Source organism: Intrasporangium sp. (assembly GCF_032907665.1).
Lineage (GTDB): Bacteria > Actinomycetota > Actinomycetes > Actinomycetales > Dermatophilaceae > Intrasporangium.
The window spans coordinates 1-16,941 of the sequence record NZ_JAJJPG010000083.1; the positions used below are offsets into that span (position 1 = coordinate 1).

Annotated in this window: 14 protein-coding genes and 2 tRNA genes; 13 read left to right on the plus strand and 3 right to left on the minus strand. The window is 70.2% G+C overall.

All coding sequences use genetic code 11. The features are described from left to right. The 7 genes from LOY02_RS12710 to LOY02_RS12740 all read left to right on the plus strand — a co-directional run. On the plus strand, positions 1-736 hold a 736-nt coding region (locus tag LOY02_RS12710), incomplete at its 5' end, for a hypothetical protein (protein ID WP_317182729.1). Between the two features lie 348 nt (positions 737-1,084). Further along, entirely contained in the window at positions 1,085-3,163 is a 2,079-nt protein-coding gene (gyrB, locus tag LOY02_RS12715; protein ID WP_317182741.1) for a DNA topoisomerase (ATP-hydrolyzing) subunit B, read from the plus strand. 308 nt (positions 3,164-3,471) lie between these two features. Continuing rightward, positions 3,472-6,024 (plus strand): DNA gyrase subunit A, encoded by a 2,553-nt coding sequence (gene gyrA / locus LOY02_RS12720; RefSeq protein WP_410505950.1) that lies wholly within the window; start codon positions 3,472-3,474, stop codon positions 6,022-6,024. Continuing rightward, positions 6,021-6,752, plus strand: coding sequence for a DUF3566 domain-containing protein (locus LOY02_RS12725; RefSeq protein WP_317182730.1), 732 nt, complete (start codon positions 6,021-6,023; stop codon positions 6,750-6,752). Before gyrA ends, LOY02_RS12725 begins: the two co-directional genes overlap by 4 nt. Before the next feature lie 177 nt (positions 6,753-6,929). Beyond that, a tRNA-Ile gene (locus LOY02_RS12730) sits at positions 6,930-7,006 on the plus strand. 28 nt (positions 7,007-7,034) lie between these two features. Continuing rightward, entirely contained in the window at positions 7,035-7,226 is a 192-nt protein-coding gene (locus tag LOY02_RS12735) for a DLW-39 family protein (RefSeq protein ID WP_317182731.1), read from the plus strand. A gap of 25 nt (positions 7,227-7,251) precedes the next feature. Beyond that, a tRNA-Ala gene (locus LOY02_RS12740) sits at positions 7,252-7,327 on the plus strand. 177 nt (positions 7,328-7,504) lie between these two features. Here LOY02_RS12740 and LOY02_RS12745 read toward each other — a convergent pair. Further along, positions 7,505-8,989 carry a protein kinase domain-containing protein gene (locus tag LOY02_RS12745; RefSeq protein ID WP_317182732.1) on the minus strand — a complete coding sequence of 495 codons (1,485 nt, stop codon included), beginning with the start codon at positions 8,987-8,989 and terminating at the stop codon, positions 7,505-7,507. Positions 8,990-9,313: 324 nt separating this feature from the next. On the opposite strand from LOY02_RS12745, the gene LOY02_RS12750 reads away from it, so the two are divergent. Further along, positions 9,314-9,784 carry a hemerythrin domain-containing protein gene (locus tag LOY02_RS12750; RefSeq protein ID WP_317182733.1) on the plus strand — a complete coding sequence of 157 codons (471 nt, stop codon included), beginning with the start codon at positions 9,314-9,316 and terminating at the stop codon, positions 9,782-9,784. Here the strand turns inward: LOY02_RS12750 and nhaA are convergent. Then, positions 9,781-11,655 (minus strand): Na+/H+ antiporter NhaA, encoded by a 1,875-nt coding sequence (gene nhaA, locus LOY02_RS12755; RefSeq protein ID WP_317182734.1) that lies wholly within the window; start codon positions 11,653-11,655, stop codon positions 9,781-9,783. The two genes, LOY02_RS12750 and nhaA, sit on opposite strands and share 4 nt — an antisense overlap. Before the next feature lie 198 nt (positions 11,656-11,853). On the opposite strand from nhaA, the gene LOY02_RS12760 reads away from it, so the two are divergent. The 3 genes from LOY02_RS12760 to LOY02_RS12770 are packed head-to-tail and all read left to right on the plus strand — an operon-like array spanning position 11,854 to position 14,002. Then, on the plus strand, positions 11,854-12,360 hold the full coding sequence (locus LOY02_RS12760) for a hypothetical protein (RefSeq protein WP_317182735.1): 507 nt from the start codon (positions 11,854-11,856) through the stop codon (positions 12,358-12,360). Positions 12,361-12,389: 29 nt separating this feature from the next. Next, positions 12,390-12,758 (plus strand): YciI family protein, encoded by a 369-nt coding sequence (locus LOY02_RS12765; RefSeq protein ID WP_317182736.1) that lies wholly within the window; start codon positions 12,390-12,392, stop codon positions 12,756-12,758. Positions 12,759-12,763: 5 nt separating this feature from the next. Continuing rightward, the gene (locus tag LOY02_RS12770; RefSeq protein WP_317182737.1) at positions 12,764-14,002 is read left to right on the plus strand and encodes an RNA polymerase sigma factor; all 1,239 of its coding nucleotides are present in this window, start codon (positions 12,764-12,766) and stop codon (positions 14,000-14,002) included. A gap of 86 nt (positions 14,003-14,088) precedes the next feature. Here LOY02_RS12770 and LOY02_RS12775 read toward each other — a convergent pair whose 3' ends face one another. Next, complete coding sequence (locus LOY02_RS12775; RefSeq protein WP_317182738.1) at positions 14,089-14,634, minus strand: hypothetical protein; 546 nt, start codon at positions 14,632-14,634, stop codon at positions 14,089-14,091. Positions 14,635-14,696: 62 nt separating this feature from the next. On the opposite strand from LOY02_RS12775, the gene LOY02_RS12780 reads away from it, so the two are divergent. Both LOY02_RS12780 and LOY02_RS12785 read left to right on the plus strand, forming a co-directional pair. Further along, positions 14,697-15,404, plus strand: coding sequence for a response regulator transcription factor (locus LOY02_RS12780; RefSeq protein WP_317182739.1), 708 nt, complete (start codon positions 14,697-14,699; stop codon positions 15,402-15,404). Beyond that, a complete protein-coding gene (locus LOY02_RS12785) occupies positions 15,404-16,786 on the plus strand; it encodes a HAMP domain-containing sensor histidine kinase (protein WP_317182740.1) in 1,383 nt (460 codons plus the stop codon). Before LOY02_RS12780 ends, LOY02_RS12785 begins: the two co-directional genes overlap by 1 nt. The last annotated feature ends 155 nt before the right edge of the window (positions 16,787-16,941 follow it).

Sequence of the window (16,941 nt, forward strand, 5' to 3'; positions counted from 1 at the left end):
CGATCCGCACACGGTGTGGAAGGTCATCGAGACCGGCTTCTTCGGGTCCCGACTGGTGCGCAGCACGGATGCCGGACAGACCTGGCCGGACGAGTACCCCTTCGAGGAGGAGGTGCTCGATGTCGTCATGCACCCGGCCGACCCGGATCAGGTCATCGCGCCCTACGTGGTCCCGGAGGGCGGAGGTCTCTACGTGAGTCCGGACCGGGGCACGTCGTGGAAGCGGTACGACCACGACACGCTGTACTCCGCGGTCGTGGCGGACCCGGAGGACCCCGAGAGGCTGTGGCTCGGCGATCATGCAGGGCTGTGGCGCTCGGACAACGGAGGGGCGACCCGCGTCAAGGTGACGGACGGACGGGTCACGGCCATCCACATCGACGGTGACCGGATGGTCGTCGGTGGCGAGACGATCCGGGTGAGCACCGACGGCGGCAGGAGCTTCACCGAGACCCGCGACCTGGGGACCGGGAGGCACGGGTTGCCGATGCGGGTCAGCCAGATCGTCGGGGCGGACGGCGTCCTCTATGCCGGAGTCGGCGACTACACCGAGGCCGGCCTGCTGATGAACGGCCGTGGCGTGCTCCGGAGCATCAACGGGGGCAGGACCTGGGTCAACGTCGGCGCCGGGCTGCCTGACCCGTCGGTGCGGTCCCTGGTCGTCAGCCCGGACGGGAAGTGGCTGTTCGCAGGCACCCGAGCCGGCGGGGTCTACCGCCTCGGCCTGGGCCAGTAGGCGACACCCCAGCGCACCGCACACCGGCCACCACCCCGGGACCCAGGTCCCGGGGTGGTGGCCTTGGTGTGGGCGCCTTGGTGTGGGTATCGGTGTGGGCATTGTCGGGATGGTTTCAAGGACCAGTGATCGCGCCACAGGGCCCTTGCAGGGCCCGGGCATGATCCTCCCCCCGAAATCCGGGGTTCTGGGGCGGGAAATTGCCCGTTCCGGGCCGCTGAGGGCACGTTCTGGTCCCGGGGACCGTTAGAATAATCGGGTAGCGGCTCGGCGTCCTCGTCGAGCCGCCCGCATGAGGTTCACCCGAGGAGAGACGTGTCAGACCCCGTAGAGACGACAGCCGACAGCATCATCACCCCATCCGTCGACCATCGTCCCAACGGAGTCGACTACGACGCGAGTGCGATCACCGTCCTGGAGGGCCTCGAGGCGGTCCGCAAGCGTCCGGGCATGTACATCGGCTCCACCGGCGAGCGCGGCCTGCACCACCTCGTCTACGAGATCGTCGACAACTCGGTCGACGAGGCGCTCGCCGACTACGCCGACACCATCGACGTCACGCTGCTCGCCGACGGCGGCGTCCGGGTCAAGGACAACGGCCGAGGCATCCCGACCGACATCCACCCGGTCGAGAAGATCAGCGCGGTCGAGCTCGTCCTGACCCAGCTCCACGCGGGCGGGAAGTTCGGCGGTGGCGGTTACAAGGTCTCCGGCGGCCTGCACGGCGTCGGCTCCTCCGTCGTCAACGCCCTGTCGTCCCGGCTCAAGGTCGCCGTGCGGCAGAAGGGCCACGTCCATCGGATGAGCTTCACCATGGGCGTGCCCGACGGGCCCCTGCGCCAGGAGGAGGCCACCGACGAGACCGGCACGACGATCACCTTCTGGGCCAACCCCGACATCTTCGACGCGGTCGACTACGACTTCGAGACGCTTCGCGCCCGGTTCCAGCAGATGGCCTTCCTCAACAAGGGTCTGACGATCAACCTCGTCGACGAGCGGGTCGAGCAGCGCGACGAGACTGATGAGGTCGACCTCGACGGCGTCGACACCGACATCGCCCAGGTGGTCGAGGAGGACGACAACGGCCACGACGTTCCGGAGCACGAGAAGAAGAGGGTCACGGCGAAGACAGTGAGCTACCGCTATGACGGTGGTCTCGTGGACTACGTCAACCATCTCAACTCCTCCAAGCGCAGCGAGCCGGTGCACCCGGAGGTCATCTCGATCGAGGTGGAGGACACCGCCCGGTCGATGTCGCTCGAGCTGGCCATGCAGTGGACGAACGCCTACAGCGAGTCGGTGCACACCTACGCCAACACGATCAACACCCACGAGGGCGGCACCCACGAGGAGGGGTTCCGCGCCGCGATGACCAAGCTCATCAACGACTTCGCCCGTCGGCAGAACCTCCTCAAGGACAAGGACGAGAACCTCACCGGCGACGACGTCCGGGAGGGGCTCACTGCGGTCATCTCGGTCAAGCTCGGTGAGCCGCAGTTCGAGGGACAGACGAAGACCAAGCTCGGCAACTCCGAGGTCAAGGGCTTCGTCCAGCGCGCCATGACCGACGAGTTCGGCCACTGGCTCGAGGCCCACCCCAACGAGGGCAAGGACATCGTCCGCAAGTCGATCCAGGCGGCGGCCGCGCGGATGGCGGCCCGCAAGGCCCGCGAGGCGACCCGGCGCAAGGGCCTGCTCGAGTCCGGGGGCCTGCCGGGCAAGCTCAAGGACTGCCAGTCCAAGGACCCGAGCATCTCCGAGGTCTTCATCGTCGAGGGCGACTCGGCGGGCGGATCGGCGACGCAGGCCCGCAACCCCTACACGCAGGCGATCCTGCCGATCCGCGGCAAGATCCTCAACGTCGAGAAGGCGCGGATCGACAAGATCCTCGCCAACCACGAGGTCCAGGCCCTCATCTCGGCGTTCGGGACGGGCATCGGCGAGGACTTCGACATCCAGAAGGCCCGCTACCACAAGATCATCCTCATGGCCGACGCCGACGTCGACGGCATGCACATCCGCACGCTCCTGCTGACGCTCCTCTTCCGGTTCATGCGCCCGCTCATCGAGGCCGGCTACGTCTACCTCGCCCAGCCACCGCTGTTCCGCCTCCGGTGGAGCAACGCCCCGCACCAGTTCGCCTACTCGGACCGGGAGCGCGACGGGCTCAAGGAGCTCGGCGACGCCAAGGGCTGGCGCCTGCCGAAGGACAACCCGATCCAGCGGTACAAGGGCCTCGGCGAGATGAACTACGCCGAGCTCGGCGAGACGACGATGGACCCCGAGACGCGCACGCTCCTCCAGGTCACGCTCGACGACGCGGCCAAGGCCGACGAGGTCTTCGCGGTGCTCATGGGAGAGGACGTCGAGTCGCGCCGGACCTTCATCCAGAAGAACGCGCGCGACGTGCGCTTCCTCGACATCTAGAACCCATCCCGTATGCCGCTCAGCTCGCCCTGCGCGGACGCCACCGCCCAGCGTGGCTGAGCTCAGCGGCATACGACATCACGTTTTGACGAGAACTACAGGACAAGGGAACTGACGTGAGTGAGCAGCCGCCGACCAACGGCGACGACGTCAACGAGACGCCCGACGAGTCGCTCGAGGACATCCTCGACACGAGCGAGCTGGCCGACGACGACGAGCAGGACACGAGCCACGAGCAGGGCACGGCTGTGGTCGAGCGCGAGCCCGGCCAGCACGACCGCGTCGAGCCGATCGACCTCAACACCGAGATGCAGCGCTCGTACATCGAGTACGCCATGTCGGTCATCGTGTCCCGTGCGCTCCCGGACGTCCGTGACGGCCTCAAGCCCGTGCACCGGCGCATCGTCTACGCGATGTATGACGGCGGCTACCGCCCCGACCGGGGGTACAACAAGTGCGCCCGCGTCGTCGGTGACGTCATGGGCCATTACCACCCGCACGGCGACTCGGCGATCTACGACGCGCTCGTCCGGCTCGTGCAGGACTGGTCGATGCGCTACCCGCTCGTCGACGGGCAGGGCAACTTCGGCTCCCGCGGCAACGACGGCGCTGCCGCACCCCGATACACCGAGTGCCGGATGGCCCCGATCGCCATGGAGATGGTGCGGGACATCGAGCAGGACACGGTCAAGTTCGTTCCGAACTACGACGGCAAGACGATGCAGCCCTCGGTGCTGCCGAGCCGCTTCCCCAACCTGCTCGTCAACGGCTCCGCCGGCATCGCCGTCGGGATGGCGACCCAGATCCCGCCGCACAACCTGCGCGAGGTCGCCGAGGGCGCGCAGTACTACCTGCGCAATCCGGACATCTCGCGCGAGGAGCTGCTCGAGGCCCTTCTCGGGATCATCAAGGGGCCGGACTTCCCCACGGGCGCGCTCATCATGGGCCACCGCGGCATCGAGGACGCCTACCGCACCGGTCGCGGCTCGATCATCATGCGTGCCGTCGTCGAGGTCGAGGAGATCCGGGGGCGGCAGGCGCTCGTCGTGACCGAGCTGCCCTACCAGGTCAACCCCGACCAGCTCGCGATGAAGATCGCCGACCTCGTCAAGGACGGCAAGATCGCCGGCATCGCCGACATCAACGACGAGACCTCGGGTCGCACCGGGCAGCGCCTCGTCATCACCCTGAAGCGTGACGCCGTCGCCAAGGTCGTGCTCAACAACCTCTACAAGCACACCCAGCTGCAGACCAACTTCGGCGCCAACATGCTCGCGCTCGTCGACGACGTCCCTCGCACCCTGCCCCTCGACGGCTTCATCCGGCACTGGGTGGACCACCAGATCGAGGTCATCAGGCTGCGCACCGAGTTCCGGCTGCGCAAGGCCGAGGCCGAGATCCACCTCTTGCGCGGCTACCTCAAGGCCCTCGACATGCTCGACGAGGTCATCGCGCTCATTCGCGCCTCGCGCACCGTCGAGGAGGCCCGCGACGGCCTCATCGGGCTGCTCGACATCGACGAGGTCCAGGCGCAGGCCATCCTCAACATGCAGCTGCGCCGTCTCGCCGCCCTCGAGCGCGAGCGGATCCAGCAGGCGCACGACGAGCTCCAGGAGCTCATCGACGAGTACCACGCGATCCTCGCCTCACCGGAACGCCAGCGCGAGATCGTCTCGGAGGAGCTGCAGGGCATCGTCGACAAGTACGGCGACGATCGGCGCACCGAGATCGTGCCCTTCGACGGCGACATGTCGATGGAGGACCTCATCCCCGAGGAGGACGTCGTCGTCACGATCACCCGCGGCGGCTACGCCAAGCGGACGCGGACCGACCTCTACCGGTCCCAACGCCGCGGCGGCAAGGGGGTCAAGGGCGCTCAGCTGCGTGGCGAGGACGTCGTCGAGCACTTCTTCACGACGACGACCCACCACTGGCTGCTCTTCTTCACCAACCTCGGCCGCGTCTACCGGGCCAAGGCCTACGAGCTGCCCGAGGGCAGCCGGGACAGCAAGGGGCAGCACGTCGCCAACCTGCTCGCCTTCCAGCCGGGCGAGCAGATCGCCCAGGTTCTTGCGATCAAGGACTACGAGGCGGCCGACTACCTCGTCCTCGCCACGCGCTCCGGGCTCGTGAAGAAGACGCGCCTGCGCGAGTACGACTCACCCCGATCGGGCGGTCTCATCGCGATCAACCTGAGAGAGGGTGACGAGCTCGTGGGCGCGCGCCTCGTGGCTCCCCAGGACGACCTCCTGCTCGTGTCCCGCAAGGGCATGTCGGTCCGGTTCACCGCGACCGACACCGCGCTGCGGCCCATGGGGCGCTCGACGTCCGGCGTCACGGGGATGAAGTTCAAGGGTGACGACACGCTCCTGTCCATGTCCCGTGTGCCGGACGGCCTCGAGATCGACGTCTTCGTCGTCTTCGAGAACGGCCTGGCCAAGCGCACCCCGGTGTCCCAATACCGCGTCCAGGGCCGCGGCGGCTACGGCATCCAGGTGGCCAAGCTCTCGGACAAGGGTGGGGACCTCGTCGGAGCCCTCACCGTCACCCCTGGCGACGAGGTCCTGGTCGTCATGGAGAAGGGCAAGATCGTCCGCTCGCGGGTTGACGAGGTCCGCCACACGAGCCGGGGCACCCAGGGCGTCAGGTTCGCGACTCCTGACCAGGGCGACTCCATCGTGGCTGTCGCACGCAATGCCGAGTCGGTGACCGACGCCGAGCTCGAGGAGGTCGGCGACGTCGAGGGGACCGCGCCGACCGCGCCGATCACTACGGTTCCGAGCGGCGATGGCGTACCGTCGGACGAAAGTGGCAGCGCGACGACCGAGTCGTCGGACAGCGACAGTGGAGGTGACGAATGAGCACGCCCAGCTCTGAGGGGTTCGGGACGAGCGGCTACGGCTCCAGCTCTGCAGGCGCGTCGACCGACCCGGGAACGTCGACGAGCGACTACTACAGCCGGCCCGCCGGCTACCGCACCACGCCGGATCACGGGGGCCAAGCGGGGCCCGGCGGGCACGACTACTACGGCTCCGACGTCGGTGCCGGCGAGTCCACCCTCTCGCGTGGGGCCATCACCTCCCGCACCCCGCCCACCCGGCCCGTAGGAGCGCAGCCCACCACTCCGTCCACGGCGACAGGGGGCGCGAGCACGGGCGCGACGAAGACGGCCACCGCGTCCGCATCCCGGTCGAAGGACACCGGAAGTCGCAGGTCGAAGGGCCCCCGTCGGGTCCGGCTCGCCGTCGCCCGGGTCGATCCGTGGTCCGTGATGAAGATGAGCTTCCTGCTCTCGGTCGCCCTCGGCATCGCCGGCGTGATCCTCACCGCGGTTCTGTGGATGATCCTCTCGACGATGAACGTCTTCACCGACATCGAGGGCGTCCTCCAGTCGCTCCAGACCGCCGACGCCGCAGACAACTTCTCGATCAAGGACTACGTCGGCTTCGGCCGGGTCGTGTCCCTGTCGATCGTCATCGGCGTCATCGACGTCATCCTCATGACGGCCATCGCCACCGTCATGGCCTTCCTCTACAACATCTGCTCCGCCCTCGTCGGCGGCATCCAGCTGACCCTCACCGACGACTGATACCCCGGCCCTCCCCCTCACCGGAGCAGCCCCCGGGGGCTGGCCGCGCAGCCAGCCCAGCGGCATACGGCAGGCGTCACCCCTGTTTTGGAGGTCCCGCGGCGCATCCGGTAACGTGTGCCCTCGCGTCAGGGATTCGGATCTCGGTCCGTTCCCCGCCCGCACGAAGGTGACGATGGGCCTATAGCTCAGACGGTTAGAGCGCTTCCCTGATAAGGAAGAGGTCACAGGTTCAAGTCCTGTTAGGCCCACCATCATCAGCCGTCACGAGAGGACCACAGCATGCTCAAGCGTCTTGCCCTCATCGCCGGATCCGTCGCCGGGATCGTCTTCCTCCGGAAGAAGGCCCGCCAGCAGCAGGCCGAGCAGGACCTGTGGAACCAGGCCACCGACGACGTCAAGGCCGAAGCTCCCGCTCCGGCTCCCGCACCAGCTCCCGCGGCTGACCAGGACACGCCACCCGCGACGTCCTGAATCCCCTCGGGCCCCGCGCCCGCTCGGGGCCATGGCGCAATTGGTAGCGCACCTGCTTTGCAAGCAGGGGGTTAGGGGTTCGAGTCCCCTTGGCTCCACCACAGGTCAGAGGCCCTTTCCCACCCCGGGAGAGGGCCTCTTTCGTGCCTTGCCCCCAGAAAAGTACCGCAACGAGGCTCACCAGGCGCGGAGCCGGGCCGTGTGCCGCGGGGCTCCGCCGGAGAGAGCGTGACCGAACCCTGCGATTGGCTGAGCGAGCGCTGGCTGTGATGTCCAGCTCAGGCGAGCTGAGCCTGCACCGCGGCGATGGCTCCGGACACCTGCCGGTAGCCACCACTCGTGATGTCTCCCGATGACGCCAGGCGCTCAACGTAGCTGTCGAGGGCGGAGACTCGCCGGCTCAGCTGCACGGGGCTGCGGTCCACCCATCGGCTCAGCTCGTCGGCGCGCTGGACGAGGTCATCCCCTGACGCCCTGTCCACCTCTCCGCTCGCCACCACGTCACGCACGGTGGCCCGCAGCGAGCTCACCGCTCCGCCCAGTGTCTGCGGCTGCGGGCTGTCGTCGGGCACGGCTGTCGTCGGCGCCGGCGATCGCACGGTCGCGGAGGTCGTCGCGCTCGCGGACGCCGTGGTCGTGGTGACGGAGGGGCGGCTCGTGGTGGGAGTCCCAGGCGTGACCGCGCTGCTGGGGGACCCACCCTCGGTCGGCGAGGAGGGGGTCGACGTGGGCGGCGCTGTCGTGGCGGGGGCGGCAACGGGTGACTTCGTGTCATCACCGCCGAGCCACGTGAACAGGGTCAGGAGGACGAGCGCAACAGCCGCCAGGCTGCCGGCGACCCACGGCCAGGGGATCGAGTCCACCCCGAGCACACCAGCCACGCCCACCCGATCCGAGTCGTCGTCCTCGGGTTCGAGGGCGGAGATGACCTGCGTCTGCGTTGAGTGGGTCGCCGGGTCCGGAAGACCCCGCGGAACCTCCCCCGCAGGTGCGTGCGGAAGCGCAGCGCCCGCCACGGGGAGGATCGGGGCCAGCAGCTCGGTGTCATCGGGGGGATCCCCATCGACAGTGGCCGTGGCGACAGCCCCCGTCCCGGCTGGAGCCACCGCGCCGGGCAGGGTCGCCACGACGTGTCGATCCGCCAGGTCGGCCGCGATCCGCCCCAGTCGGCTGACCACCTCCGCGGCCGACACCGGTCGACGGGTCGGAGAGTGGGCGAGCAGGTCGTGGACGAGCCCGTTGAGCGCCGGGTCGATGTCGGGCCTGCGATCAGAGGGCCACGGCGCGCCGGTCCCCGGCGCCGACGCGGACTCCGACGGCGCCTCGCTCCCCGGCGCAGGCACGGGCGGCTCTCCGGTCAGCATCGTCATCATGAGGCAGCCGAGCGCAAAGAGGTCGCTGCGGGGCTCGAGCTCGCCGCCGGCCACCTGCTCGGGCGCGAGATACGGTGACGCGGACCATCCCGCGATCGGCCTGCCCCCGAAGCCACCGATCTGCACCACCGCATCCTCGGGCGAGAGCGTCACGTGCTCGGGCGAGAGCGCGCCGTGGACCACGCCGCCGCCGTGTGCCGCCGCCAACGCAGTGGCAACCAGGCCGGCCACCGCCGTGACCTGACCGTCGGTGAGGCCGCCGTGCTCCTCAACGACCTGGGTGAGGGCGAGGCCGGCGAGGGGCTCGGTGCTGAATACCGCGACCCACGAGTCGCCTTCCTCGCTGGCTCGAGCTGTGATGAACCCACCAGGTGTCAGGTGGTCCTCCATGCCGTCCCCTCCGGATGAGCCGCCGGACCGTTCAGCGGACCCCGAAAAGGTTACACAGGCGCGACCGCCGGACAGCCGGGTTGGGCACCCGGATCGCCGAGTGAGCGGGACAAGCGCCGGCCGACGCGGAAGGGTGCCCTCCCGGAGGAGCCAGCCCAACGGCATACGGCAGCCGTATGCCGCTCAGCTCGCCGGGTGCCCGACCGTCGTCATCGGTCCCAACCTCCTTGACGCACGTCAAGGAAAGGGGGGCGTGCCCCGTGGTCGACTGACCGCGATGGCGGGAAGCGCCCGCCGGGACGATGGGACACCAAGGAGACCATCATGACGACGACCATCAACGAGCGCGACGAGGCGGCCGCCAGTGCCATCCGTCGCCACCACGAACACCTCGTCGCAGAGCTCGACGGGCTCGTCGCCGCGCTCCCGCGGTCAGACGCGCAGTCGTCCGGCGCGGACGGTGCGAAGGCCCGGCTCGTGACGTGGGCGCGCACCGTCCTCGGGCCACACGCCGCCGGCGAGGAGACGACGTTCTACCGCGCCGCCGCGCAGACGGAGGCCGGCCGGCTGCTCATTGCCGGCATGGTGGCCGAGCACGGCGTCATCCTCGGCATCGTCGACGCGATCGAGTCGAGCGACGAGCCCGCTGCGACGGCCGCCTGGGCCGAGGCGCTGCAGCGCGTGTTCTCCAGCCACGCCGCCAAGGAGAACGACCTCGTGCTGCCCCTGCTCGTGGCGGAGCAGGACACCAACCTGGCGGAGCTGCTCGAGCACATGCACGAGGAGGCGCACTAGGAGCTCCTTCGGTCCGGTGCGGCTGCCGGATGCCGACTTGCCTCGAGCGCGGCGATGAGCGTTCTCGCGTCATACGCCCCCACGTGCCGGCGCTCGCCGACGAAGAAGGTCGGTGTCCCGCGTGCGCCGCTCGCCTCGGCGCTCATGACGTCCTCGCGGACCCGCTCCTCGTGCACCTGCTCGTCGATCTCTCGGAGGAAGCGTTCGACGTCGAGCGCGAGGTCGCCGGCATACCCGGCGAGGTCCTCGATCTCGAGCGCGCCCTGATGCTCGAAGAGCAGGTCGTGCATCTCCCAGAAGCGGCCTTGCGCCCCGGCTGCCTCGGCCGCGGCGGCGGCGAGCTCCGCGTGGGGGTGCACGTCGGGCAGGGGCAGGTGTCGCATCACGTAGCGCAGGTCGTCGCCGAAGTGCTCGCGGACCTCCTTGACGGTCCCGGTGGCACGACCGCAGAAGGGACACTCGAAGTCGGCGTACTCGACGAGCGTGAGGGGGGCCATGGCCGAGCCGCGGATGTGGTCACGCTCGGGATCGACGGGGCGATCCAACATCGTCGGCAGCCCCGCCGACGTCTCGCCATGCAGCACGGCTGCGAGCCTGAAGACGAGCCAGCCGAGCAGTGTCGCCAGCACGAGCGAGAGCAGCACTCCGACGGTCGCCTCGTCCTGGAGCTCGGGTCCGAAGGCGAGCCCGACGATGAGCAGGGAAACGGTGAAGCCGATCCCGGACAGCGCGGCCCCGCCGAGGACCTGCCCCGGACCGAGGCACTGCGGGAGCGGGCCCACCCCGAACCGCGCGCCGAGCAGGGCGGCGCCACCGATCCCGACGAACTTGCCGACGACGAGTCCGAGCACGATGCCCCACGTCACGGGTGACTGGAGGGCCTCGCCGAGCACACCTCCGCGCAGATCGACCCCGGCGTTGGCGAGGGCGAAGACGGGCACGACGAGATAGCTCGTCCACGGGTGCAGCACGAGCTGCATCCGCTCGTTGACGGGCACGGCCCGGACCAGCGCGGTCTGTGCCGATCGACCGACATCGGCGAGGGGCGACTGGCTGAAGGCCTTGAACTGGGTGGCCGCCTGCTCGACCTCCTGGCGCCGCGGGGCGTATGCGGGCACGAGGAGCCCGGCCACCATGCCCGCGACGGAGGCGTGCAGCCCCGAGGCCACCGTCGCGAGCCACAGCACGAGGATGGTCACGGCATACGGCCACGTCCGCCACATGCCGCTGCGTCCGAGCCCCACGAGCACGGCGACCCCCACCACGGCGACGGCCAGCGCGGCGAGGTCGATGTCGTCGGAGTACACGGCGCCGATGACGGTGACGGCGACGATGTCGTCGACGACGGTCAGGGTGAGGAGGAAGACCCGTAGCTGCGTCGACGCGGTCGGGCCGACGAGGGCGAGGGTGCCGAGGAGGAAGGCGGTATCGGTGCCGATGACGACACCCCAGCCGTTCGCGGCCTCCCCGGACGAGTTGACGAGGAGGTAGAGGAGGGCGGGCACGACCATCCCGCCGAGTCCGGCGAGCAGCGGCAGCCGGAGCCGCCGCCGGTCGGTGAGCTCGCCGACGGACAGGTCGCGGCGCACCTCGAGGCCGATGACGAGGAAGAACAGCGCCATGAGGCCGTCGTTGATCCAGTGGCCGAGGTCCATGCGCAGCGCACGATCGCCGAGCTCCACGGCGAGCTCGGTCTCCCAGAGGCGGGTGTACGCATCGGACCACGCGGAGTTCGCCCACACCAGGGCGACGACGGCGGCGACGACGAGGAGGGTCGCCCCGCCTGACTCGGTGGCGAGGTATCGCCGCAGTGGGGCCGACAACTGTGCGCCGAGCAGGTGCCGACGCGGCTCTTCCGTGGTGGAGGACACGTGCCGATCCTGCCGTGGGCGGTCCGCCGACGACAGTCCTTCTTCAGCAGACATCGACGTATGCCGCTGGGCTGGCTGGGGTGCCGAAGGTCGTTCGCCAAGAGAGGCCCCGGGGAGATGTCGAAATCGCGGTGCCGGCTTCGTCGTCGCAGCACCCGGCACCCGAGGGAGGTGCCACCACTCGAGAGAGGCATGACGATGAGCACCGAGTTGAGCAACCAGACGAGCACCGGCACGAACGAGGACCGCGCACCCGAGGACGCCGCCTTCGACCTGCCGCCGACGCCTGAGCCGTCGCCGGCGCTGCGGGCCCTCGATCGCCTCGTCGGCCGGTGGGCTGTCAGCGGCGGTGCCGAGGGCACCGTGTCGTACGAGTGGATGGAGGGCGGCTACTTCCTCCTCCAGCGCGTCCACCTCGCCCAGTTCGGGCAGGCGGTCGAGGGCCTCGAGATCATCGGGAACCTCCGCCCGTTCGGCGAGCACCCGAGCGCAGACGTCCACTCCCGCTTCTACGACAACACGGGCAACACCCTCGACTACGTCTACGAGATCGAGGGCGACACCCTGCGGATCTGGGCCGGCGAGAAGGGGTCGCCGGCGTACTACACCGGCACCTTCGACGACGGAGACCGCACCGTGTCCGGCTCCTGGGTGTACCCGGGTGGCGGGGGCTACGAGTCCACGATGACCCGGGTCCACGACTGACTAGACTCGTCCGTCACAAGGGGGTCGACATGAAGTACATGCTGTTGGGCTACACCAACGCGCAGACCTGGGACGACCAGGTGGTCTCCGCCGAGGAGGTGCAGCGGATCTGTGACTTCTACGAGCAGTTCGAGCAGGAGCTGCGCGCGTCGGGCGAGTGGGTCGGCTCCGAGGGCCTGGCCGATCCGTCCCACACGACGACGGTGCAGCAGGTCGACGGCGTCCCGGTGGCGACCGATGGGCCCTATGCCGAGCTGAAGGAGTCGCTGGTCAGCTTCTCGATCATCGATGTCGCCTCGCACGACCGCGCGGTGGAGATCGCGGCTCGGGTCGTGGGGGTCACGGGTGAGCCGATCGAGATCCGGCCCATCATGGACGGGCCCCCGGGCGACGGCTGACCGGCGTGCTGACCGACGCCCGCACCGAGGACCTGCTGCGACGTGAGGCGCCGCAGGTCCTCGGTGCGCTGGTGCGCCGCTACGGCCACTTCGACCTGGCCGAGGACGCGGTGCAGGAGTCGCTGGTGCGCGCCGTGTCTGAGTGGGAGCGCACGGGTCTTCCCGACCGGCCCAGGGCGTGGCTCATCCGAGTGGCATCCCGGGTCCTGACCGACCTGCTCCGGCGCGAGGTCGCCCGCCAGACCCGCGAGGAGCGCCTCGCGAGAGCCGTGCCCCTCCGCGGCCACACCGCACCCGACGACGAGGAGGGCCGCCCCCGCGATGCCGACGACAGCCTGATGCTCTTCTTCCTGTGCTGTCATCCGTCCCTCTCGCCGCCTTCGCAAGTGGCCCTCCTGCTCCGGGCCGTCGGCGGCCTCACGACCGAGGAGATTGCCCGCGCCCACCTCGTCCCGTCGGCCACCATGGGTCAGCGGATCAGCCGGGCCAAGGCGACGGTCGCAGCGGCCGGCGCGCGGTTCCTGCCGCCGACGCCCTCGGAGGTCCGTCTGCGGCTGCCTGCCGTCCTGCACGCCCTCTACCTCGTCTTCAACGAGGGCTACGCCGCCTCGTCCGGTGACCGCGTGGTCCGGGTCGACCTCAGCTCCGAGGCCATTCGCCTGACGCGGATGCTCCGCGCCGCTCTCCCCCACGAGCCCGCTGTCGCGGGCCTGCTGGCCCTCATGCTGCTGACGGAGGCGCGGCGCCCCGCGCGCATCGACGAGCACGGCGACGCTGTCCCGCTCGAGGCGCAGGCCCGGTCCCTCTGGGACCAGGACCTCATCGCCGAAGGGACAGCCCTGGCCACTGAGGCGATGTCGCTGGGGCCGATGGGGCCCTACCAGCTTCAGGCTGCGATTGCCGCCCTGCACGACGAGGCGCCGACACCCGAGGCCACCGACTGGCCCCAGATCCTTGCGCTCTACACCCTGTTGCAGCGCTTCGACGACAGCCCCGTCGTTGCCCTCAGCCGCCTCGTCGCCCTTGCTGAGGTGCAGGGCGCAACCACCGCCCTCGAGGAGCTGTCCGAGCTCGCCGTCCACCCCCGGCTCCGGGGCAACCACCGGGTCGCCGCGGTCCGGGCACACCTCCTGGAACGGGTGGGCGACGCCGCCGGGGCGCGCGACGCCTACGCGCAGGCAGCGTCGCAGACCCGCTCCGAGCCGGAGCGACGCTACCTCAGGCGCAGGGCTGCCCGCCTCTGACGACACCGGTCCGGCAGGTCGACGCGGGCGGGAGGAGCCCCGCCGCACGCCCGGCGTCCTGGTGGCTTCCGGACGTCGGGCGGAGCTCAGTCCTCAGCCTCTTCCTGCTCGTCGCCCTCGGTTCCGAACTGCGGCACGCCGTCCTCGCACTTCGCCTTCACCTTGACGTCGTCGCCGGGTCCCTCGAACTTCACCTCGACCTCGCGGGGACCTCGCGACTCGACCTCGACGCGGTAGTCGTCGCTCGGGGTCGCCGAGCGCAGGTCGACGACCCGGCCCGTGCAGCGCACGACCACCGACCCCGGCTCGCCCTCCCAGCGTCGATCAATGCCCCCCGTCGACCCGGGCGGAGCAGCTGACGATGGGCTCGCAACTCCTGAGGGAGGCGCAGGGGTCGGCTCGGCGGGAGGCGGGCTGGTGGGCGACGAGGTACCGGTCCCCTGGCCCGCGGTGGCGGTCGGCAGCGGCGGGCCTGTCCCGGGTCCCACCGTGAGGTCGGGTGTGCTGACCAGGGGGACGTCATCCGCGAGCACCGTCTGGCCCGCCCGGTTGATCACGGCCCAGGTCATCCCGGATGCCAGGGCCACCACGACGACCCAGGCCAGCAGGCCCCACAGGAGCGAGCGCCTCATCACCGCTCCACTCTCGCACCGTCGGGCGCCGGACGGGGTCGCGGCTGGCGTAGCGTGCCCACATGACCAGCATCCTCGTCGTGGAGGACGACCCGGGGATCCACGACGCGCTCCTGCGGGGGCTCACGGAGCAGGGTCACGCCGTCGTCGTTGCGAGGGACGGACTCAGCGCGCTCGACCTCGTCATCAAGGTGCAACCCGACGTGGTGCTGCTCGATCTCGGGTTGCCGGACATCGACGGGCTGCAGGTCCTCGCCATGGTGCGAGGGCTCGGGGACACGCCGGTCATCGTGATCACTGCCCAGGACGAGGACGCGATGACGGTCCGAGCGCTCGACGCGGGCGCCGACGACTACGTCGTCAAGCCGTTCGGCCTCGAGCAGATCGCGGCCCGGATCCGGGCCGTGTTGCGTCGAGCGGCAACGGCGGCCGGCGACGCCCCGATCGTCGTCGGCGAGCTGACGATCGATGCCCGGACCCGGACCGCCCGCCTCGGCGACGCCGCACTCGATCTGTCCCGCAAGGAGTTCGACCTGCTCCACGCACTCGCCTCCCGCCAGGGTGAGGTCGTCTCGAAGCGGACCCTGCTCGCGGAGGTCTGGCAGCAGGCTTATGGAGGCGGCGAACGAACGGTCGACGTCCACCTCTCGTGGCTGCGTCGCAAGCTCGGCGAGAGCGCCGCCCGTCCGAGATACCTGCACACCGTGCGCGGGGTGGGCGTGCGTCTCGCCGATCCCGCCAGCGTGACCGGCGAAGCCGGCGAGGCCTGATGCGTCGCCGCATCGCATGGGTGGTGGCGGGAGCGACATCAGCCGTCGTCCTCATCTTCGTGATCCCGTTGTTCCTCCTCGTCCAGTCGTTGGCGGAGGACCGCGGCATGGCCGCCGCCAACGAGGAAGCCCGCAACGTCGCCATCCTCGTGTCGGGGCTCCACGACAGTCCCACCCTCCCCGACCTCGTCAGCGCGCTGGACCGCCGGTCTCCCGCTGTGACGACGAGCGTCCTCACCGCGCAGGGGGTGGTCCTCGGTGCGCCCGCACCCGACATCGCCGAGGACGCCGACGTGCTCCAGGCGCGTACCGGTCGCGCCTTCACCGCACGCGGGGAGGCAGGCGGCAAGATCCTCGTGCCGGTGATCACGGCGGCTGGCACCGACGTCGTCCGCACGACGGTGAGCACGGCTGTGCTCCGGGCGGGAGTCGGCACGGCCTGGGCGGCGATCGCCGCCCTCGGTGTCGTGCTCTTCGTTGCCGCGGTCCTGATCGCCGCCCAGCTCGGGCGACGCGTGAGCACCCCGGTGACGGAGGTGGCCGCCGTGGCGCACCGGCTCCGCGAGGGCGACCTCGCTGCCCGCGCCGTACCCACCGGCCCTCCGGAGACGAGGGAGCTCGGCGAGGCCCTCAACCGGCTCGCCGAGCGCATCACCGAGCTCCTCGCGGCCGAGCGTGCCGCTGTCGGGGACCTGTCGCACCGGCTGCGGACGCCGGTCACCGCGCTCCGGCTCGACGCCGAGTCCGTCCGGGACGCGGAGCTCGCCGAACGGCTCCAGCGCCACATCGCCTCTCTGCAGCGGACCATCGACGCGATCGTGCGCGAGGCGCGGCGCCCCGTCCGCAGCGACATGCAGTCCACCTGCGACGCCACGGCGGTCGTCGCGGAGCGAGTGCAGTTCTGGTCGGCGCTCGCAGAGGACCAGGGTCGGGCGATGGAGGTCGACCTCCCCGACGAGCCCCGACCCGTCAGTGTGGACGCGAGCGATCTGCGCGACATCGTCGACGTCCTTGTCGACAACGTCTTCGCCCACACCCCGGAGGGCACGGCATTCTCCGTGGCTTTGTCCGATGCTCCACCTGATGCCGCGCCCGATGTCGCGCCCGATGCCGTGCTCACTGCCCCCTCCGCCGGCTGGGCCGGTCCGGCGCTCATCGTCGCCGATGAGGGCCCGGGTCCGAGTCCGGTGGCCGCGGACCAGCGGGAGCGGACGGGGTTCAGCGGCCTCGGGCTCCAGATCGTCCGCAGGACGGTGACCGGGTTCGGTGGACGCATGCGCCTGGCCAGCGTCCCAGGAGCGGGGACGGAGGTGGTCGTCCAGCTGCCCAGTGCGGCAGCGTCCACGAGCCGACGGCATGGTCAGTGGTCCTCCGACTCCTGAGGCTCCGGCCCGTCCCCATCGTGCTCGTCGTCGTGCTCGTCGTCGGAGCGGTCATCGTCGTGCTCGTCGTCGGACTCGTCGGGCTCGTCGGACTCGTGGCGCTCGGCTTCGTCACCGTCGTCCCCGTCATGGTCGTCGAAGCGGTCGTCGTCATA